At 48.9% G+C, this 19341-nt stretch carries 17 protein-coding genes; 9 read left to right on the top strand and 8 right to left on the bottom strand.

Features of this window, described 5'->3' with window-relative positions:
• Positions 1-25: 25 nt before the first annotated feature.
• Entirely contained in the window at positions 26-1453 is a 1428-nt protein-coding gene (gene pds, locus H6F68_RS25190) for a 15-cis-phytoene desaturase (RefSeq protein WP_190563280.1), read from the bottom strand.
• Between the two features lie 203 nt (positions 1454-1656).
• Positions 1657-3996 carry an NACHT domain-containing NTPase gene (locus tag H6F68_RS25185; protein WP_190563278.1) on the bottom strand — a complete coding sequence of 780 codons (2340 nt, stop codon included), beginning with the start codon at positions 3994-3996 and terminating at the stop codon, positions 1657-1659.
• Between the two features lie 147 nt (positions 3997-4143).
• On the opposite strand from H6F68_RS25185, the gene H6F68_RS25180 reads away from it, so the two are divergent.
• The 9 genes from H6F68_RS25180 (at position 4144) to H6F68_RS25140 (ending at position 14190) form a co-directional block, all read left to right on the top strand.
• Positions 4144-4368: a hypothetical protein gene (locus H6F68_RS25180; RefSeq protein WP_190563276.1), complete on the top strand. Its 225-nt coding sequence runs from the start codon at positions 4144-4146 to the stop codon at positions 4366-4368.
• A gap of 97 nt (positions 4369-4465) precedes the next feature.
• Entirely contained in the window at positions 4466-6493 is a 2028-nt protein-coding gene (gene dnaK / locus H6F68_RS25175) for a molecular chaperone DnaK (RefSeq protein ID WP_190563274.1), read from the top strand.
• Positions 6494-6587: 94 nt separating this feature from the next.
• On the top strand, positions 6588-7574 hold the full coding sequence (locus H6F68_RS25170; RefSeq protein ID WP_190563272.1) for a DnaJ C-terminal domain-containing protein: 987 nt from the start codon (positions 6588-6590) through the stop codon (positions 7572-7574).
• 175 nt (positions 7575-7749) lie between these two features.
• Positions 7750-8235, top strand: a complete 486-nt coding sequence (locus H6F68_RS25165) for a PAS domain-containing protein (protein ID WP_313930236.1) — start codon at positions 7750-7752, stop codon at positions 8233-8235.
• Positions 8196-10445, top strand: coding sequence for a bifunctional diguanylate cyclase/phosphodiesterase (locus tag H6F68_RS25160; protein WP_199300327.1), 2250 nt, complete (start codon positions 8196-8198; stop codon positions 10443-10445). The genes H6F68_RS25165 and H6F68_RS25160 overlap by 40 nt, the downstream gene beginning before the upstream one ends.
• A gap of 159 nt (positions 10446-10604) precedes the next feature.
• On the top strand, positions 10605-11075 hold the full coding sequence (gene sufU, locus H6F68_RS25155; protein WP_190555514.1) for a Fe-S cluster assembly sulfur transfer protein SufU: 471 nt from the start codon (positions 10605-10607) through the stop codon (positions 11073-11075).
• Positions 11076-11130: 55 nt separating this feature from the next.
• Positions 11131-11664 carry a Ycf51 family protein gene (locus H6F68_RS25150; RefSeq protein WP_190433640.1) on the top strand — a complete coding sequence of 178 codons (534 nt, stop codon included), beginning with the start codon at positions 11131-11133 and terminating at the stop codon, positions 11662-11664.
• 126 nt (positions 11665-11790) lie between these two features.
• Positions 11791-12975: an iron-containing alcohol dehydrogenase family protein gene (locus tag H6F68_RS25145; RefSeq protein ID WP_190563270.1), complete on the top strand. Its 1185-nt coding sequence runs from the start codon at positions 11791-11793 to the stop codon at positions 12973-12975.
• 3 nt (positions 12976-12978) lie between these two features.
• Complete coding sequence (locus H6F68_RS25140) at positions 12979-14190, top strand: aspartate aminotransferase (RefSeq protein ID WP_190433636.1); 1212 nt, start codon at positions 12979-12981, stop codon at positions 14188-14190.
• A gap of 94 nt (positions 14191-14284) precedes the next feature.
• Here the strand turns inward: H6F68_RS25140 and H6F68_RS25135 are convergent, their stop codons facing one another.
• The 6 genes from H6F68_RS25135 to H6F68_RS25105 all read right to left on the bottom strand — a co-directional run bounded on the left by H6F68_RS25135 (position 14285) and on the right by H6F68_RS25105 (position 19333).
• A complete protein-coding gene (locus H6F68_RS25135) occupies positions 14285-15046 on the bottom strand; it encodes a hypothetical protein (RefSeq protein ID WP_190563268.1) in 762 nt (253 codons plus the stop codon).
• A gap of 362 nt (positions 15047-15408) precedes the next feature.
• Positions 15409-16260: a peptidoglycan-binding protein gene (locus tag H6F68_RS28600; RefSeq protein ID WP_199300325.1), complete on the bottom strand. Its 852-nt coding sequence runs from the start codon at positions 16258-16260 to the stop codon at positions 15409-15411.
• Positions 16261-16683: 423 nt separating this feature from the next.
• Positions 16684-17109 carry a hypothetical protein gene (locus tag H6F68_RS25120; protein ID WP_190433631.1) on the bottom strand — a complete coding sequence of 142 codons (426 nt, stop codon included), beginning with the start codon at positions 17107-17109 and terminating at the stop codon, positions 16684-16686.
• 28 nt (positions 17110-17137) lie between these two features.
• Complete coding sequence (locus H6F68_RS25115; protein ID WP_190433629.1) at positions 17138-17542, bottom strand: NIL domain-containing protein; 405 nt, start codon at positions 17540-17542, stop codon at positions 17138-17140.
• A 203-nt stretch (positions 17543-17745) separates the two neighbouring features.
• Positions 17746-18000 carry a hypothetical protein gene (locus tag H6F68_RS25110; RefSeq protein WP_190563266.1) on the bottom strand — a complete coding sequence of 85 codons (255 nt, stop codon included), beginning with the start codon at positions 17998-18000 and terminating at the stop codon, positions 17746-17748.
• Between the two features lie 148 nt (positions 18001-18148).
• Entirely contained in the window at positions 18149-19333 is a 1185-nt protein-coding gene (locus H6F68_RS25105) for a M20 family metallopeptidase (protein ID WP_190563264.1), read from the bottom strand.
• Between the last annotated feature and the right edge of the window lie 8 nt (positions 19334-19341).

Below are 19341 nucleotides of genomic sequence, written 5' to 3'. Positions count from 1 at the left end.
CGGGGCGCTTCGCTAACGTCGCAGGCTAGGCAGTAGTGGTTTGCAGGGACTTCCGCCCTGGAGCTGGAGCAGCTGAATTGGGATGAGCAGAAGCGATCGCCTGCGCTGTCAGCTTACCAGAAAGTACGGCCCCCTCCATACTGGCTAGATAGCGTTGCATTGTATAGTCTCCCGTTAGATAGAAATTGCTAATGGGAGTCGTTTGGGTGGGACGGCATGCTTGGCGTCCTGGTGTCGCCTTGTACACGGAGCGGGGAGTCTTCACGACTTTGTACTTTAGTAACTTGGCAGGGTCATCGCCGACAAAATGATCGGGGAAGAGCTTTTCGATCTCCAGCATCGTGGCGGCGATAATCTCTTCATCAGATTTGGTAATCCAATCTTTAGCGGGAGCTAAAACTAGCTCTAGCATGGAGCGATCTGGGTTCTCGTATTCGCGGCAGGTGTTGCTCATGTCGGCATAGACGCTGAGCAGGGGCGATCGCGAAAATAAAAGATGATCCACGTCAGTCAGTTTGCGATCGAACCACATGTGCAAGTTGATCACAGGTACGCCTTCTAAGCCATCAAGCTTTTTGAAGTAGTCCATCTGCTTCCAAGGCTTCGGCAACATCACCTTTAGCGGATCGACGGGCATCGCAGATATATACAAATCAGCGGTCAAGATTTCGTCGGGTGCGCCATCCAACCCACGAATCACAAAGTGCTTCACCGTGTTGTCTTCATTCAGCACAATTTCTTTCAGCAGAGCCTTCAGGCGAACCTGACCACCGCGCTCCGTGACGTAATCTACCATCGGTTGACAGAGCCGTTCCGGTGGTGCTCCATCCAAGAATGCCATTTTGGAGCCGTAGCGCTCTTGCAAGAAGCGGTTGAGGGCAGTCAGGACTACGGTGGCAGAGATTTCATCGGGGTCGATGAAATTCAATGCTTTCGCCATTGCGATGAAGACTTCCTTCTCGACGCGAGGTGGCACATTTTGCTTCTTCAACCACTCGGAGAAGGAGTATTTGTCCATCTCTTCGACATAGTTCTGACCTTTAACCATCGCGGGAATCAGACCCAAGCCGAAACGAATCTTTTCTCCCCAAGTCAGCATGTCGTTGTTCCGCAAAATGGCAGTGACACCATTGATGGGAGCAGGAATGTCGGGAAAGTCAAACCGCGAGTAGGTGCCCGGAGCGGTGGGCTGGTTGAAGATCATGGTGTGCTCTTTCCACTGCAAGCGATCTTCAATGTTCAATTCTTTAAACAGTTGCAGCACGTTGGGGTAGGCACCAAAGAAGATGTGCAACCCTGTTTCGTACCAGTCGCCATCTTCGTCTTTCCAGGCGGCTACCTTGCCACCCAATACGTCTCGGCTCTCCAAGACGATGGGGGTGTGCCCCGCATCAACCAAATATTTGGCGCAGGAAAGCCCTGCTAAGCCTGCTCCAGCGATCGCAACTCGCATGTAACCTACCGCTCTTCAGAATTTTTTAACGGTTTCCCGCTCCTCATTATACGTTGCAATCCGTTACATATTGAAGTCTTAGTAAAGTTAATCGCTCAAATCGCTGTTTTCTACCCTCTGGTCGTTGATCGCTATCCAGGTAGGGGGGATTACCTACTGGTGCAGTAAGATCGATCGCCTCTCTGTTTCTACAGGCGAGCGTGCTACTGCTGCTTCCGTTTCTCAATTTCCGCGATCGGCAGGAGTAACGTGTCTTCTATTTCTCGTCGCACTTCTTGACTAATACGACAACCATTGTTCAAGCAAGTAACTAGCAAATTATTTGCATAATAATACTGCTGTAGGAGTTGTGTTTGTTTATCGTCAAAATGCCAATCATGCCCAATGTTGCAGTACTCAACGATTACTGTTCTTAGTTGATTAGCCCAAGATTGGCCATGCAATTGCCACCAATGCTCGAATTTTCCTTTGTCTTTTTTAAAAATGGGAATTTGCCCTCTAAGTTGCTGTAGTAGTTGACTAAGCCTTGAATCTTTTGTTAAGTGACAAGCCTGATCAAGCCCTGCCAGTAGGCACACATCTTGATCGGGCATGTAGCCCCTTGACCAATCAAGAGTTAGAAGAAGAACAAAAGACAGGTCAAGACTGGGAGCGAAAGGCTCAGACGTGGCAAGGCCGATACTACTAGGCATGCCAGGGTCAATACTACGAGCAAAGGCAAGAGTGTCCCGTTTAATTTTTAGGGCAAATAAACAGGTAAGAGTAAAGTAAAATGCCCTTACTCCCGCTGGTTTATAGGGAAACTCTTCGGAGCTAGATTTTTGACTAGTCCAAATAAGAAATTCTTGAATTTTCTTATCTATTACGAATAGCTTATCAATATAATATTTAACTGAGCGCAGTAAAGTATCTGCATTGTCTAACATTTCAGCAGTTAGCAGAATTACTTCTCGCCAACGTTTTTCTGCAATATGACTTGCCAATTTTTCTGGTATTAGACTATGGGCTGGAAGTTTATGATTTAAAGAAATATAGTGAGCTGTAAAGTATTCATGAAAAGCCAAATGTGAGAAGGAGTAAATGCCCCTTGCCCTGCTTATCAAAATGCCATGCTGTGTTTCAATCGAATCCAGAACAGCTTTAGAATCTAATTTAAGATAATGTTTTGGCGAGACTCCAGGTAAACCTCGAATGTATTCCTTAACTAGGCAGCTAACTTCTCGCTGGAGAAAGAAGTAGTTTCCTATATCAAAAGTTTTCCACGCAATGTAGCTAAACAGATCTGCTCGATGGTCTGGCGATAGTTGCTTATAGGTTTGATCGCGCTCTCTTCGATTTAGATTCCATTTGCGCAGTAATTGTTCAATGCCTTGTTCGTATAGGCTGATTCGGCTGGTGGGGAATTTGCTAGATTCCTCATAAACCAAGCATAGTAGTGTTAAGAGTAAAGGGTTGCTTGTTAATTCTCTAATGGGGGAGTCTTCTTTTAGTTTTGTTAAAAACTGACTAGCTCTCAGTGCTCCGCCTTTACTGTCAAACCAATTATTTGCAAACTCATTGATTTGCTTGTCATCAAAATCAGCAATTTCAACTTCTGTGAATTGCTCAAATATGTAATCTTGGGCTGCAATACGGCAGGTTATGACAAATTGATTTTGAGAATATCGTTCAGAGAATTCCCTAATCTGTCGTAAAACTCGGCTGCTATCTGCTTCTTTGATCTCATCTAATCCATCTAATAAAATCAATACCTTACCTGCATGCAGAATATTGTGTAAGGATGAAGCATTCGGGCGATCGCCTTCTGAACCTAGTGAAAGTAAACGTTCGATGTAGGTTAGTAGATTAGGCTTTTCATCTGCTTCGGCAAAATCTTTCAAAGTAATAAATATCGGGACACGATCGCTCTGAAATTCACCACCAATACACTGAATTGCTAGATGCTTCAGAAATGTAGTCTTTCCAGCCCCAGGTTTGCCCAAAATCATCAGCTTGGAAAACTTCTCAATCGCTTCTAGACCTGGAACCCGCTTTTCTCGCACCTTCCCTAAACAAAAGCGATCGAACTGTTCAGGGTCAGCGTTCTGCGTCAGTTCTGATATATCTAGCCCTCTACGGCCAGTAATTCTTTCCAGAATGTTGACGCTGGTGTAGATGTCACCCAACCCGATTGGTTGGTCCATATCCAGCACCCGCATCATGCCGCATTTCTGTTGGATGTAAGGTTGAATCTGTTGCCATGCTTCCTGAACCAAGGCCGCGATCGCATCAACATTATTTTCTTGAGCTTGAGGGTCTCCTACAGAGGTAGGGTTTGTCGTAAGGCCAGCAATTTCTTCCCAATCAAGCTCTAAGGTTTGGCAAATCGTACGAAAACTATCAACTCTAAGAGGCTTGCCTGCCAAAAAGTTTTGAACTGTAGCACGGGAAACTCCAGCGAGGTCTGCGAAAGCTTTATTGCTACTAAATCTCTTGAGCTTTGCGTGGACTAATTCAAGACCCTGTTGTGTGACTGAAGGTGATTTCCTTGCCCGTTCTGCCATGTTGTAGCCCACCACTTTTGCCAATCTTAGCCACTTAGACAAAAGTTGGATAAAAGCTCGACACAACCTCTACATCTTCAAGTCTTTGCCTAGACCGCGTTCCACGATTTCGACTGGATGATGTGAGAGTCGAACTTGAGATTGTAGATGAACATCATTATTTGGTTTGTGCTCGAACGGTTAGCTGATAAAGTGCTTGACAAGCTCTTGGAAAAGTTAATCAGCGATCGTAACCTGAAGCGTCTATATAATGTCCTGAAACTTCAGATTGTTTTGCTGTATTTAGATTGGCAGCTAACGCGATCGCAAATGGCCGATCCTGGAGAGGGGGAAATAGGGCGGAAACCCGAACCTAGTCTATCGGCGGATTGATGGGTACCCTAGCACTGAGCAGCCTCGCTAGCAAGATAGAATGAATCCAGCAAATGATCTCAACAATAGTTAAGATACGCGGGGAGAATTTCAACGCATGGGTAAAGTAGTCGGCATTGACCTGGGTACGACAAACTCAGTGGTCGCCGTCATGGAGGGCGGAAAGCCAGTGGTCATTGCTAATGCCGAAGGCATGCGGACTACCCCCTCAGTGGTTGGCTTCAGCAAAGAAGGCGAATTGTTAGTCGGGCAAATGGCTCGGCGGCAAGCAGTCCTGAACCCACAAAACACCTTTTATGGAGTCAAGCGATTCATTGGGCGGCAATATGCCGAACTAAGCCCGGAGTCTAAGCGAGTTCCCTACACCATTCGCAAGGACGATCGCGGCAACGTCAAAATTAAATGTCCCCGACTGGATAAAGACTTTGCGGCTGAAGAGATCTCAGCAAAAGTTCTGCGAAAATTAGCCGATGATGCGGGGCGCTACTTGGGTGAGTCTGTGACAGGGGCGGTGATTACGGTTCCTGCCTACTTCAACGACTCCCAGCGCCAAGCCACCCGTGATGCGGGACGAATTGCGGGTTTGGAAGTGCTGCGAATTCTCAACGAACCCACCGCTGCATCCCTCGCCTACGGTTTAGATCGTCAACAAAGCCAAACGGTATTAGTGTTTGACTTGGGTGGCGGCACGTTTGACGTATCTATCTTGGAAGTTGGGGAAGGTGTGTTTGAAGTTAAATCCACCAGTGGCGACACCCAACTGGGCGGTAACGACTTTGACAAAAAGATTGTCGATTGGCTAGCTGAGCAATTCCTAGAAGAAGAAGGCGTAGATTTACGTCGCGACCGCCAAGCCCTGCAACGCCTCACCGAAGCAGCCGAAAAAGCCAAGATTGAGCTGTCTGGTGTCACCGTCACCGAAATCAACTTGCCCTTTATCACCGCTACTGCCGATGGGCCGAAGCACCTTGAAACCAAACTGACGCGATCGCTGTTTGAGGGATTGTGCGGCGATTTGGTTAGCCGTCTACGGATTCCTGTGAAGCGGGCGCTTTCCGATGCCACTATGTCTCCGGGCGATATTGACGAAGTGATTCTGGTGGGTGGCTCGACTCGGATTCCGATGGTGCAGCAACTGGTGCGAGGCTTGATCGATCGCGAACCCAACCAGAACGTTAACCCCGATGAAGTAGTCGCAGTGGGAGCAGCGATTCAAGCAGGTATTTTGGCAGGGGAAGTCAAAGACATTTTGCTGCTAGATGTAACTCCGCTTTCCCTCGGTCTGGAAACCATTTCTGGAGCGATGAAGAAGCTGATTCCACGCAACACCACCATCCCAGTTCGCAAGTCTGACATTTTCTCCACCGCTGAGAACAACCAAACGGTGGTGGAAATCCATGTGCTGCAGGGTGAACGTGAGATGGCCTCGGATAACAAATCTCTAGGGCGGTTCAAGCTGAGTGGCATTCCCCCAGCTCCTAGAGGACTGCCCCAAGTACAGGTATCTTTTGATATTGATGCCAACGGGATTTTGCAAGTGACCGCGCTCGATCGCACGACTGGGCGCGAGCAAACCATCGTCATCCAAGAAGCCTCGAATCTCAGTGAAGCCGAAGTTCAGAAAATGATTCGGGAAGCGGAGCAATTTGCCGATGCTGATCGCCAACGCCGCGATCGCGTGGAGAAGCGCACCCGTTCAGAAGCGCTCACCTTTGAAGCGGAGCGAGAGTTGCGGCAAGTCGCGCTCGACTATGGCATGTACTTTGCCAGCGACAAGCGCCGCCGCATCGAAGTCTTGATTCAAGAACTACGGGAAGCTCTGGAATCTAACGACGAGCGCAGCGTGGATTTGGCCCAGGCGAATCTGCAAGATGCGCTGTACAATCTCAAGCGAGAAGCGTATCAATACGCCCAGGCCGAAGAAGAAGAAGACGACTTCTTTGGGTCGATCCGCCGGACAATTACGGGTGACTCGCCTCGTGATTCTCGGCGCGATTACGATGATAGCTTTGACACGCCCTACCGCAGACCTGGTTCTGGTTCTGCCTATGGCGTGGGTGCAGGCCGTTCTGGGCCGAATTACCAGAATGATAACTGGGACGAAGATGACGATGACTGGCTCTAATAGGTTTTTGGGTGTGGGGAGCTAGGTTTGAACGCCGACTACTAGTTCCTCACAATCAACAACGGACAATCAATCATTGAGTGTTAACTTCCTTATGCAAAACTTTCGGAACTACTACGAAATTCTGGGAGTTTCCAGAGATGCTTCTATAGAAGAGATCAAAAAAGTTTATCGGCGGCTGGCAAGGCAATATCACCCCGACCTGAATCCGGGGAATAAAGAAGCTGAGGAAAAATTTAAAGATGTCGGAGAAGCGTATGAAGTGCTTTCCGACACGACCAAGAGAGCGCAGTACGACCAGTTCAGTCTTTTTTGGAAGCAGAAAGGCTTTCAAGGGGGAAATGCGGCGCGGGGGGCAGCGGCATGGAGCGATCGCAACAATGGTCGCACCAACGATGACCTAGATTTCGGCTCCTTCCCCGATTTCAACAGCTTTGTGGATCAGCTGCTCAATCGGCGCACCACCGCTAAAACGGCGACCGCTGGCACAAATTCCCGCACTACCACTGCCACCCAAGAATATTACCGACCAGGCACCACCAAGACCACCTATACGGTGCGGACAGGTCGCCGGGATGCCGAAGCCAAGCTGAGCGTGCCCCTGGATAAAGCTTATACAGGCGGTCGCGAACGAGTGCGGCTGGAAGATGGGCGATCGCTAGAAGTGAATATGCCTGGTGGAATGTTTTCTGGGCAGCGAATTCGGCTCAAGGGGCAAGGTGTTAACGGGGGCGACCTATACCTAAAAATTGAAGTCACCTCTCACCCTTACTTCAAGTTAGAAGGGACTGATATTCTCTGCCAGCTCCCAATTACTCCAGTAGAGGCGGTTTTAGGGGGGCAGATTGAGGTGCCAACTCTAGATGGCTTGGTGAAAATGCGAATTCCCCCAGCCGTGCGTCCGGGTCAGCGTCTGCGTTTAGCTGGCAAAGGATATCCCAATGATCAGGGAGTTCGCGGGGACCAGATTGTGGAAATCCAAATTGCGGTGCCTAGAGACCTGACTGCGGAAGAACGCAATCTCTACGAAAAACTCCGTCAAATTGAAAGTTTCTACCCCCGCGCTGACTTGCCCATCTAAATCACTTCAGTTTCTAGTCTTTATTTTTAGCACTTGAAGAAAAGTGCTCTAGTTTGCGCAAGTGGCGGATGTTTTTAGCTCAACTTGCGGATTTTTGCTGCGCTAGTTACTGCCACACTAGACTTTATTACAGCAATTTTTAATTGCTTAGAACTTAGGCGTTTTTCTCGGAGTTGTGCAGAGAGAGTTTCTACACAACTATGACCTACTCAAAAAACCAACTTTTTTAATTACTGTTAATTATTGCTGCGATCGCGACCCATCCCAGAAGCAACCCAAAAAAGCAAATCAAGAGAAGCAGACCATTATGATGACGCTTCAGGAACTGACGACTACAACCGACGTGCCTGTGCTAATCACAGATCATCAAGGCTTCATTACCTTTGTCAATTCTGCCTTTCAAGCCACTTTTGGCTGGCAGAGTGAGGAGATTCTCGGTCAACCGCTCACAGTAGTCATTCCTACGAGCTATCACGATTCCCATCACCTCGGATTTGCCCGCTTTACCCTGACTGAGCAACCGACGATCATGAACCATCCTCTGCGATTAATGGCAGTCACTCAGGATGGTAGAGAAATTCTATCCGAGCATTTTATTACCGCAGAGCAGCAGCTTGGCCAATGGATGTTTGGTGCCATCTTACGGCCTTTGGAGTCGTAACAACCCCTCACGGAGCAAAAGCCCTAATGCTAGGCGATCCCACCATCCTGCTCAATCAACTGCGCTCCACACTAGGCAAGATGGAAGTGGCTTTAGGGGCCATTGTCGATTCCATCGTTTGGACGGACGAGGATGGCAGAATTCAATGGTCTAATACTACGTTCGACCGTTTAGTGAATCGGCAACGCTTTGAAGTGTTAGGTACACCACTTCTAGATTTATTGTGCCTAGAGCAACAGAATCAACCACTTACGCCGGAGGAACACCCAGTCAATCGAGTGTTACACGAACGACTGAATGTGACTGGCATTTATGAATTTCAACAGGCTGAAACCAGGCAAGTTTTAGAGATTTATGCCACTTGCATCCAATTTAAGGGTCAGGGAACTAATGCTGTCTTGGCAATTCGAGACCTAACAGAGCGCGATCGCCTGGATGCAGAACTGAGGCAATCTAAACAAAAGCTATCACTCCATGTGCAGCAAACTCCCCTAGCTGTGATTGAGTGGAACCTAAATTTTGAAGTGATGGACTGGAACCCAGCGGCAGAGAAGATCTTTGGTTACTCTCAAAGCGAGGTCATAGGTTGTCATGGCTTGGACTTGATTGTGCCTGTACCTGCTAGAGATCAGGTGAAGCAAGTCTGGCTAGAACTGCTGTCCCAGAGGGGAGGCATGCGTAGCACCAATACGAACCGGACAAAAGATGGCAGAACGATTGTCTGCGAGTGGTACAACACACCTCTAATTGATCAAAACGATAATCTCATCGGTATTGCCTCGTTGGCGCAGGACGTGACAGAGCGCAAGTGGGCAGAAGAGCAGTTGTTACATAGTGCGCTCCATGATGCGCTGACGCACCTGCCTAATCGAGCTTTGTTTATGGATCGCTTAGAGCATGCCATGCAGCGAGCCAAGCGATCCGCTGGACATTTGTTTGCAGTTTTATTTATAGATTTAGATCGCTTCAAACTGATCAATGACAGCTTGGGGCACTTGATTGGGGACGAACTGCTGGTGGCGATCGCTCGCCGTTTGACTGCTTGCCTCCAACTAGGCGATACAGTAGCCCGCCTAGGCGGTGATGAGTTTGCTGTTTTACTAGAAGATATTCCAGATTTAAGCGATGCCACTCAGATGGCCGAGCGGATTAAGCAGGCCCTAGCCCTTCCTTTCAACCTCAGCGGCTACGAAGTGTTTACTACGGCTAGCATTGGCATTGCGCTTTATACCCCTAGCTATGTGCAACCAGAGAATTTGTTGCGAGATGCTGATATCGCTCTGTATCGCGCCAAAGCTGTAGGGAAGGCTTGTTATGAAGTCTTCAACCTGAGTATGCATGCTCACGCGGTGGAGCGATTGCAACTGGAGACGGATCTGCGGCGAGCCATTGATCGTCAAGAGTTCCAGGTTCGTTATCAACCCATTGTGGCTTTAGCCACAGGTGCAATTGTGGGATTTGAGGCTTTAGTGCGTTGGCACCATCCTCAACGCGGCTTGGTTGCTCCGACGGAGTTTATTGCAGTTGCTGAAGAAACAGGCTTGATTGTGCCACTGGGGCATTGGGTGTTGCAGGAAGCTTGCCAACAGGTAGCGAACTGGCAAGTACGCTTTCCCTTCTGCCAACCCCTGACGATCAGTGTCAATATTTCGGGGCGGCAGTTCTCCCAGACGGATTTGATGACCCAAGTCAGTCAAATTTTGCAGACCACCCAGCTAGCGCCTGGGAGCCTAAAACTGGAAATTACTGAGACTGTGTTGATGGAAAATTCGGAACCCGCGATCGCTATGCTACTAGCCCTGAAAACTCTGAATATTCAGCTATACATGGATGATTTTGGCACTGGATATTCATCTTTGAGCTATTTACACCGCTTTCCGATTGATGTCCTCAAAATCGATCGCTCTTTTGTCACTACGATAGACACGAATAGTAAGAATTCAGCAATTGTTCAGACGATCATCACGCTAGCCCACAATTTGGGGATGCAAGTAATTGCCGAGGGCGTAGAAACGGCAGTTCAACATACTCAATTAAACCAGATGGGATGTGAGTACGGGCAGGGTTACCTATTCTCTAAACCTGTGTCTGCTGCTGTTATCACCACCCTGCTAAGTCAGCAATATCATTGCCGCGCTCGCCAGCTCAGTCCTCATCCGCAGCATCAACGCCAATTATCAAAAGCTGGCAAGGTTTTACCTGGAAATTGATTCAGAATTTCTGGTCTGAGCGCTACGGCAAACCGATCGCGAATCGAGCTAGCAGTTGATATGCTGGAAATTCTCTAGGTAATAATGCGATTGCCCCTATCAAGCTGGAAGACCCTGATAGGATCGAGAATAGACGGAGACACACATCATCAACCCATCATGACTCTGGGCAACTTACGTGATCTATATCAACAAGTGATTCTGGAGCGTTATAAAAAACCTCGTAACAAGGGTACAACCTCTCCAGTCCATCGCTACCAGAAAGGCCATAATCCCTCTTGTGGTGACACGATCGAACTGACCTTGCAACTCAACGAGAACAGCGACCGGATTGAGGATGTCAAATTTGAAGGGGAAGGCTGCGCGATCGCGATCGCCTCTACAGATCTGATGGCTGAGGCATTGCGAGGTCGCACCGTTGCTGAAGCGCTAGAAATGGTGCAACGCTTTCAGACCATGATGAAAGGCGAAGCAGAGTTTCCTCAAGAGTTGCGGAAGCTCAATGTGATGCAAGGGGTTTCTCAGTTTCCCGTGCGGATTAAATGTGCCAATCTTTCTTGGCATACCTTAAAGGCAGCCTTAGAGCTCTCTGAAGCGTCTCAGCCTGCGGGCTTTGTTAGCAACGAATAACCGAGGAATTTCCTCAGCTTTATTGATCTGTCGTTAGTCTTAGTTTGCCACCGTCATGCCTACAACTGCCGATTTTTTAATTGCTACTAAGTGGTCGGGCATTCTGACCTTAGTTTGCGCTGCTTTAACAGTCTTAATGTTTGTGTTCCAGTGGGGCGTGCGGTTCCGCTTTGTAGGAGTCACAGGCTTTATGGGGGTTCTAACCGTTGGCTTCTTTGCTCTCGGTTTGGTGCCTCTGACCCATACCATCATCCCGGGTGCCGCTCCTTTCTCCCTCATCTATGACTCTGGAGCCAGTCAGGCTGTTATTTCGGTTTCACCCAAGATCAAGCAATCCGAGCTAGATGCCACCCTACGCCAAGCGGCTTCCGATTTGTTCTCCTTTGGTCGCTTGGGAGGAGCAGACGAGAAACTCACGATTCGGGCTCGGACCATTATTCACCCAGAAGCGGGGCAATCGGTGCCTCTTTATTTAGGTGAAGTCAAGCGATCGCTGGCATCGCGAGATGATACCAATTTAGCGGTGACGATCTATGACCAAAATTTTGCTCGTTTGCCTCAGCTAGAGACCGCATCTCGCCCATCCTAAAACTTCCATCGGTTAGTTAGAAACTGGGTGATCTTTACGCCTTAGTTTCAGTGCAAACTAACCTAGAAATAGTAGTAAAGTTGTCCTTACCCTACGTAAATTTTAACGACCCTGCGATCGTGCCCTATGCCTCATCCCTCATTACCGGATTCATCATCAACCCAAACTAAAACCACGACTGCGCTGCTCTCGCTGATGGTTGCGCCCGCTCAAGTGATTCGAGGCGAACAAGCGTTGGCCCAGGTAGGGGAGGCAATTGGTCGCTTAGGACAGCGGCCTTTAATTGTAGGGGGCGATCGCACCTTGGCAGTGGTGCAACCTTGGTTAGAACCTGTCTTGCAGCAAGAAAAACTGTCATTCACTCAGGCTGCCTATGGTTTAGATTGCAGTGAGTCAGGACTGGCAGCGCTACGGGAAGCGGTTGCGACTCATCAAGCTAACGTCATCATTGGTGTTGGGGGTGGTAAAGCTTTAGATGCGGCTAAATTGATTGCTCATCAGTCCCAGTTGCCAATTGTGACTGTGCCCACTTCAGCAGCCACTTGTGCGGCTTGGACAGCCCTCTCCAACGTCTATTCTGATCAGGGAGCCTTTCTGTACGACGTAGGCTTACCCCGCTGTCCAGATTTGTTGGTGCTCGACTATAGCCTGATTCGGACGGCTGATCAGCGAACTTTGGTCGCAGGTATTGGCGATGCCTTGGCGAAATGGTACGAAGCTTCCGTCAGCAGCGGTCACTCCGACCAAACGTTGATGATTGCAGCAGTCCAGCAGGCCCGCGTTTTGCGCGACATTTTGTTTCAAAAGTCTGTGGCCGCTTTGCAAGAACCAGGGAGTGACGCTTGGCGCGAGGTGGTAGATGCTGCTGTGTTGTTGGCGGGCGTGATTGGTGGTCTGGGTGGAGCCCAATGTCGTACGGTTGCCGCTCACGCGGTGCACAATGGCCTCACGCATCTGTTGGCTAGCCATGATGCTTTGCATGGTGAGAAGGTAGCTTATGGCATTTTGGTGCAACTGCGCCTGGAAGAAATGCTGCAAGGAAATCAACTAGCAGCGACAGCACGACAGCAGCTCTTAAAGTTCTATGCTGAAATCGGCTTACCCCAAACCTTAGGAGATCTGGGTTTAGAGCAGATTTCGCTGGCAGATTTACAGCATGCTGCTGAAGTAGCCTGTGCTCAAGGCTCGGACATTCACCGTCTGCCATTCTTGGTTGTGCCTGCACAACTCATGGCAGCTATGGTTTCGACAACGGCTCCGGTTGAAGTCAGTCGTACCACTCTGACTCAGGCAACCAGCAAAGAGGTGTAAGGAATGGAACTGGATTGGATTACCCCTGCCGAACGTCTGCGGGCGCTCCCTCCCTATGTATTTGCCCGCCTAGATGAGTTGAAAGCTCGCGCTCGCGAACAGGGCCTAGACTTGATTGATTTGGGAATGGGCAACCCAGATGGCCCTACACCGCAACCTGTCGTGGATGCAGCGATCGCAGCTCTACAGGACCCAGCCAATCATGGTTATCCGCCCTTTGAAGGCACTGCCAGTTTTCGTCGCGCCATCACCAGTTGGTACCACCGTCGTTATGGTGTTAGCCTTGACCCTGACGGAGAAGCTTTGCCGTTGCTGGGGTCCAAAGAAGGCTTGACTCACTTAGCGATCGCCTATGTCAATCCCGGTGATGTAGTTCTTGTTCCCAGCCCCGCTTATCCAGCTCATTTCCGGGGACCGCTCATTGCTGGGGGTAAGATTCACAACCTGATCCTAAAGCCAGAAAATGATTGGCTAATCGATTTGGCTGCGATTCCAGATGATGTAGCCAAGCAAGCCAAAATTCTTTACTTCAACTACCCCAGTAATCCAACAGCGGCCACAGCCCCCCGTGAGTTTTTTGAAGACATTGTCGCTTTCGCCCGCAAGCATGAAATTCTGCTGATCCATGATCTTTGCTATGCGGAACTCGCCTTTGATGGTTATCAGCCCACCAGCTTGCTAGAGATTCCAGGGGCTAAGGACATTGGGGTGGAGTTCCACACCATGTCCAAAACCTATAATATGGCGGGTTGGCGTGTAGGCTTTGTGGTGGGCAATCGCCACATTATTCAAGGATTGCGAACTCTAAAAACCAACCTAGATTACGGTATCTTTGCGGCGTTACAATCGGCGGCTGAAACTGCCTTGCAACTGCCCGATGTTTACCTGCACGAAGTTCAAGCTCGTTACCGCACCCGTCGAGATTTCTTGATTCAAGGATTAGAAGAACTCGGTTGGAGCATTCCGAAGACTCGCGCCACCATGTATCTCTGGGTGCCTTGTCCACCAGGGCAGAACTCCACTGACTTTGCTCTGTCGGTACTGCAACAAACAGGTGTGGTTGTGACCCCAGGTAATGCCTTTGGCCCTGGCGGTGAAGGCTACGTCCGCATTAGCTTAATTGCAGATTGCGATCGCCTCGGTGAAGCCTTGCAACGATTGAAACAAGCTAACATTCGTTATCAAGCCGAAGCCGTTGGGTCGCACTCCGAATAATCATTACCTCCAAAAATAATCGTGGGTCTAGTAAATATTCACTAGACCCACGGAAAGTTAGACTAATTTAGTCGCTGAAACTCAGCTTTGCTATTTAACGGCCAGTGGTTCCAGAGGTGCCACCAGTGTTAGTTGTGTCATTGCCAGTTGTACTTGTGCCCTCTGTAGTTGGTGCAGTATCTGACTGATCTCCCGTATTCAGATCGTTGGTGCTAGGTGCGGTATCAGTTGTACTGCCACTGCTGCCCTGAGTAGATGTTGTGTCATTTCCAGTTTGAGGCTGAGTAGGCGCAGGCGCAGGATTGCTGGGTACTGTAATGTTTACGTCAGGAGCGGGAGCGGGTGCTACGTTCACCGTAGGTGCTGGAGCGGGAGCGGGAGCGGGTGCTTGAGGTGCTGGAGCCTGTGGCTGAGGAACAGGTACCACTCTGTCTCTCTCGATGATTCGAGTTTCGGTTTTGGTCACCGGGCTAGGCGATGGCTTGGCCGCTGGAGCAACTGAGCGATTCGGCACAATAATGGGTGCTACAGGCGCAGGAGTTTCGCGTCGTTGATTCAAGAAAAATAGTGTGCCAAGAACTAAGCCCAACAAAGAGGTCAGAATGATGCCGATCAGGAGCCCACGAGCTGCATTGTCGTTATCACGAGCAATTTGATTTCCGTCTCGCAATTCCCGTTCGGTGACTTGACCGCTTACGTAGCCATCGCGATAAGACACCTCGTCTGTCGTGGGTGTACGGGTATTGACGGTGTCAGCGTTGCGAGTGACACGAGTATGAGTATTTCCTTGAGCGTCTTGATAAGTCTCTTGACGAACTTCTGAATTGTGGGTTTCGCGGTTATCTCTGTTGTACATTTTTATTGCCAGAACGCTTTCAAAACAAAGGTTTTTAGAAAAAGAGCAAAGAAATATTTGAATCGCTAGAGACTACTAGAACCTAATGGGTGAACTCTAAAATCAGTAGATTTCAATAATGACTTCTAAAGTTTTTGAGTCTGAATTTTGTACTAGCTCTACGTGAGCTCTGTATACAAAAGATACTTGGTTTGCAATAACAAACAGTTCTATCGGAAGAGTGGATTATTTGCTCTACCTCCAGGCTGACTTGCTTATTTAACTTTTTAAAGAAGATTTTTTATAGCGCGATCGCTGAAAGAGTAGGGAACAAAAGTTACCCTACTCTTTCAGAGCTCAAGTTTTTTTTGAGTCAAAACTAGCTAACGCAGCAAGGCACTCCAAGTTGCAGGCCCAACGATACCATCTGCTTCTAATTGATACTGGCGCTGAGCTGCTTGAACCGCATTTTGGGTTTCTGGCCCAAAGGCACCATCTATGGTTCCTTGAAAAAATCCGGCGGCTTGTAAGCGCTCTTGCAGTCTAGAAACTGCGGAGCCTTGCATGCCTAATCTTAAAACTGGTAACTCTACCGTAGAGGCTCCAGGTTCAGTGGAGCTCGAAGGGACAACTGACCTTGCAGCACTATTACTACCTGCTAAGTCCCCATTGGGGTTTGAGTTGCTGAGACTGGTAGTAGCTAGAGCTGGGGAGCGATCAGGATTTGGGTTGCTGGAATTAGTGATATTAGGAGTGGGAAAGGCCGCAGCAGAGTTGGTAGTAGGGGAAAGATTGGCCGCAGAGATAGTGTTGGTGGTAGACGAACGCAGGTTAGTGGTTGGTGGAAAGAGTTGATCCCAGGTGGCAGGCCCAACGATGCCATCCGCAGGAAGCCCTGCCGCTGTTTGAAAGCGAGAGACCGCGATCGCAGTACTTTCTCGATAAAAGCCGTCTACTGCCCCAGCGTAGAAGCCCAATAACCTTAAAGTTGCCTGTAACTCAGAAACGTCTCGACCTTGAGTGCCTAGTTTTAAGGTAGCTCGATTAATCAAGCTACCTGGAGTTCTAGTTAATGTACTGCCAGTTGGCGCTTGGTTGGCAGCTTCTTGAGCTTCAGCCATCCATGCGAAGGTACCGACTGAGCTAGCCGTTAGTAGACTGATGATGCTCCAGCGAACAAGCGGAGTGTAAATGATGCTGGGAGTCGCTAAGCCTCGATCCAGGCTGCTTTTCATTGACTTCACTCCTCTGTCAACTCAGTGACATGCGATCGCATGCCAAACTCCCCTGAGTTTATCTCATGTGTGATCTGGTTCAGCTAGGAACCTGACAATCTACTTTAAAAACAAAATTGCCCCACTGCGTAGAATGCTGTAGGGCAAGAGGACAGTTAAGCGCTTTTCATAGTGTCGTTAAATTCAACTCTAATCTTGGGGTACCGTGTGACGCTTTCTACATTGTCCATCCGGTGACTGGAGAGAGTTTTGTGAGGCAAAATTTTTGAAAAGTTTAAGCTGTGGGCGTTTCAGGCGATTGTATCGAAAACTGTAACTGAATTGCAGTTGCCATCGAACTCCCTTAATCTAGAGCTAACTACTCCTCACACACCACACCAGCAGCCTACAAGGGCTGCTTTTTTCTTGCTCTATTGCTTGACTTTACGCGAAATAGTGAAAGGTCCAGCCTAATCCTAAGCCAACTAGAGAAAATGCTGATAAGACCCAGAAGGCGGTTAACTGCTTGAATCCGGCAGTTTGTAAGTCTAGCCTTGCCAACATACAAGCAGAAATTGTAACTAAAATATGAACAAAAACGTTAGCCATGTAGAGAACTACGGCCGTTAGCGCAGAGCCGCAAAGCACTAGGATAAATCTACCAATGCTAGAAACAGACCAAGTGAAAAATCGCGATCGCAGGCTTTTTTCAGGCGCGGTCAATAATCCTGCCACAATGATGGCGAAGGCGGCAGCAAACAACCAATCAAACCCCGAACTGCGGGATGGGTAAAGGAACCAGCCCCATGTACAGTAGGCAACTACTAAAAGTGCTAGAGAGAGCCAAGGAAGTTTTTTCAGCAATGCCATTCACGCGATTTATTGCCATCCATTTAGTTTACAGATTAGTTGAGATCGCTTGAACTGGGCACGTTGGAATGCACTGCTCGCAAACAATGCAGCGCGATCGCGTAAAAGTAAGTCGAAAAGATTGCGGATCGAGGGTCAAGGCTTCGGTGGGACAAATGCCAGTGCAGAGACCACAATGCACACAAACATCTTCGTCAATCAGCAGTTCTCGACTCGCTAAGGAAACTCCAATGTCTTGCGATCGCATCCAGTCAATGGCTGCATCCAACTGATCAATATCCCCAGACAACTCCACAACGAGCTTGCCAATCTGATTAGGGGCAACTTGAGCGCGGATAATATTAGCGGCAACATTAAAGTCTTTGGCCAGCCGATAAGTGACAGGCATTTGCACAGAACGTTTAGGAAAGGTCAGAGTTACCCGTTTTTTCACAGCAGGCGCTCATAAAGGTTGCTTCGTTGTACTGACCTTTATTATAGATTTCTCTATCAGCGCCCCAAGTACAGAATTGCAAGGAACCTATCTTGGGCCTACTCAATGCAAAAGGGCACCTACCAGAGGTACCCCTACAATTGTGTTGTGCTCAATCTAACAGAGAGGGCTGTTGCAAGACCTAAATCAGACAGCCTAGTACTTTATAAAGATGAGGGACTATCAGGGGCGACCTCATTGCCTGCGAACTGGATTAGCTGTTGTTGATCTGTAATCAGATCGCTGAGCTCGTTAATGTTAACCCCAATGTCTTGACAGGCTTGGTGCAATTCCCGCTCAAATGTATTCAAATCACTGCCATAGCCACAGAGATGAGCAGCAGTTTCAACTCCTTGTTTGGCATTCGCTTTGGCACAGTCAATCAGATCTGTACCCTTTAAAGGTGTAGGTGAAGCCATGAATTTAATTCTTCTCAGTTCTGCCTTACCAGCCAATTTAGCTAAGCTTTTCTCCTAGTTGATCTCTCGTAGGGCAGAATGCTCGGTTGATTGAGGTTGGTTGAGTTGGGGTGAGCATGGTCGGAGTGTTGACCAAGACCGCTCAGTCTTAGCGATGCTCTCGTTGCCAGTACTTGTAAACAGCGTGGGCCAGAGTAACAACTCCGGTTAGAATTGCCGACTCATCCACCTCAAATTGAGGATGGTGTAATGGGTAATTGAATTTATCAGGATAGCCCACACCCAAGCGAAACATGCTGCCAGGAGCATGTTCTAAATAAAGAGAGAAATCTTCGGAGCCTAAAGAAGGCTCTAGTAAAATCTGTACGCGATCGCTCCCCCAAGCTTCATGAGCCGCTGCTTCTAACAACTGGGTCAAGGCTGGATCATTCTGGACTGAAGGCACTCCCCGACGATAGTGCAGCTCGTATTTGGCACCGTAGGTTTGGCAAACATTAGCGACAATTTGCTCAATCCATTCGGGCAGATTGCTGCGAGTTTCAGGATGGAGCGATCGCACAGTTCCTTGAAGACGCACTTGGTCAGCAATTACATTAGGAGCCCGTCCCCCATTAATCTGCCCAAACGTCAAAACCACGGGACGGAGGGGATTTTGGGTACGGCTAATGGCTTGTTGCAAGTTAGTCACGACTTGAGCCGCAATCCAAACCGCATCGATCGCTTCGTGGGGTCGCGCCCCATGACCCGACTCACCCACAATCAAAATTTCTAAATCATCAGCCGCCGCAGTCAGGGCTCCATAGCGGATGCCGACAGAACCAGCGGGAATCGACGGAAAGACATGAACGGATAAAATCGCCGTGACTTGATCCATGACGCCATCTGCTACCATCCAACCTGCCCCTTGGGCAATTTCTTCTGCGGGCTGGAACAGAAAACGCACTGGGCCTGGTAAAGCGCCGTTGAGTTGGGACAACACCATGGCTGTACCCAAACCCACCGTGGTGTGGATATCATGGCCGCAGGCGTGCATAATCCCAGGCCGTCGCGAAGCAAATTCTAGACCAGTTCGCTCCTGGATTGGCAGGGCATCCATATCTGTCCGGATCGCGAGCAACCGTGGGTCGGTGCCTTGATTTGGCAGTTCACCTACGACTCCAACTTTGCCTACTGCTTCTTGCACATGCAACCCGCAGGAGGAAAGAACACCCGCTACATAAGCAGCCGTTTGATATTCCTGGCCGCTTAGTTCTGGATGACTGTGCAGATGGCGACGAATTTCAATTAAACGTGGGGCGAGGGTATGAGCAATCTCTTTAATCTGACTAAGCATGACAATGG

It is taken from the genome of Trichocoleus sp. FACHB-262 (assembly GCF_014696035.1).
Lineage (GTDB): Bacteria > Cyanobacteriota > Cyanobacteriia > FACHB-46 > FACHB-46 > Trichocoleus.
This window is presented reverse-complemented; position numbering and strand designations above follow the sequence as displayed.

Excerpts from the sequence above, each read along its gene's own strand:
- H6F68_RS25180 (WP_190563276.1), top strand. The coding sequence starts at position 4,144 with ATGAACATCATTATTTGGTTTGTGCTCGAACGGTTAGCTGATAAAGTG.
- H6F68_RS25135 (WP_190563268.1), bottom strand. The coding sequence starts at position 15,046 with ATGTACAACAGAGATAACCGCGAAACCCACAATTCAGAAGTTCGTCAA.
- H6F68_RS25160 (WP_199300327.1), top strand. The coding sequence starts at position 8,196 with ATGGATGTTTGGTGCCATCTTACGGCCTTTGGAGTCGTAACAACCCCT.
- sufU (WP_190555514.1), top strand. The coding sequence starts at position 10,605 with ATGACTCTGGGCAACTTACGTGATCTATATCAACAAGTGATTCTGGAG.
- H6F68_RS25140 (WP_190433636.1), top strand. The coding sequence starts at position 12,979 with ATGGAACTGGATTGGATTACCCCTGCCGAACGTCTGCGGGCGCTCCCT.
- H6F68_RS25170 (WP_190563272.1), top strand. The coding sequence starts at position 6,588 with ATGCAAAACTTTCGGAACTACTACGAAATTCTGGGAGTTTCCAGAGAT.
- H6F68_RS25110 (WP_190563266.1), bottom strand. The coding sequence starts at position 18,000 with ATGGCTTCACCTACACCTTTAAAGGGTACAGATCTGATTGACTGTGCC.
- H6F68_RS25120 (WP_190433631.1), bottom strand. The coding sequence starts at position 17,109 with ATGGCATTGCTGAAAAAACTTCCTTGGCTCTCTCTAGCACTTTTAGTA.
- H6F68_RS25105 (WP_190563264.1), bottom strand. The coding sequence starts at position 19,333 with ATGCTTAGTCAGATTAAAGAGATTGCTCATACCCTCGCCCCACGTTTA.
- H6F68_RS25145 (WP_190563270.1), top strand. The coding sequence starts at position 11,791 with ATGCCTCATCCCTCATTACCGGATTCATCATCAACCCAAACTAAAACC.
- H6F68_RS28600 (WP_199300325.1), bottom strand. The coding sequence starts at position 16,260 with ATGAAAAGCAGCCTGGATCGAGGCTTAGCGACTCCCAGCATCATTTAC.
- H6F68_RS25150 (WP_190433640.1), top strand. The coding sequence starts at position 11,131 with ATGCCTACAACTGCCGATTTTTTAATTGCTACTAAGTGGTCGGGCATT.
- H6F68_RS25185 (WP_190563278.1), bottom strand. The coding sequence starts at position 3,996 with ATGGCAGAACGGGCAAGGAAATCACCTTCAGTCACACAACAGGGTCTT.
- dnaK (WP_190563274.1), top strand. The coding sequence starts at position 4,466 with ATGGGTAAAGTAGTCGGCATTGACCTGGGTACGACAAACTCAGTGGTC.
- pds (WP_190563280.1), bottom strand. The coding sequence starts at position 1,453 with ATGCGAGTTGCGATCGCTGGAGCAGGCTTAGCAGGGCTTTCCTGCGCC.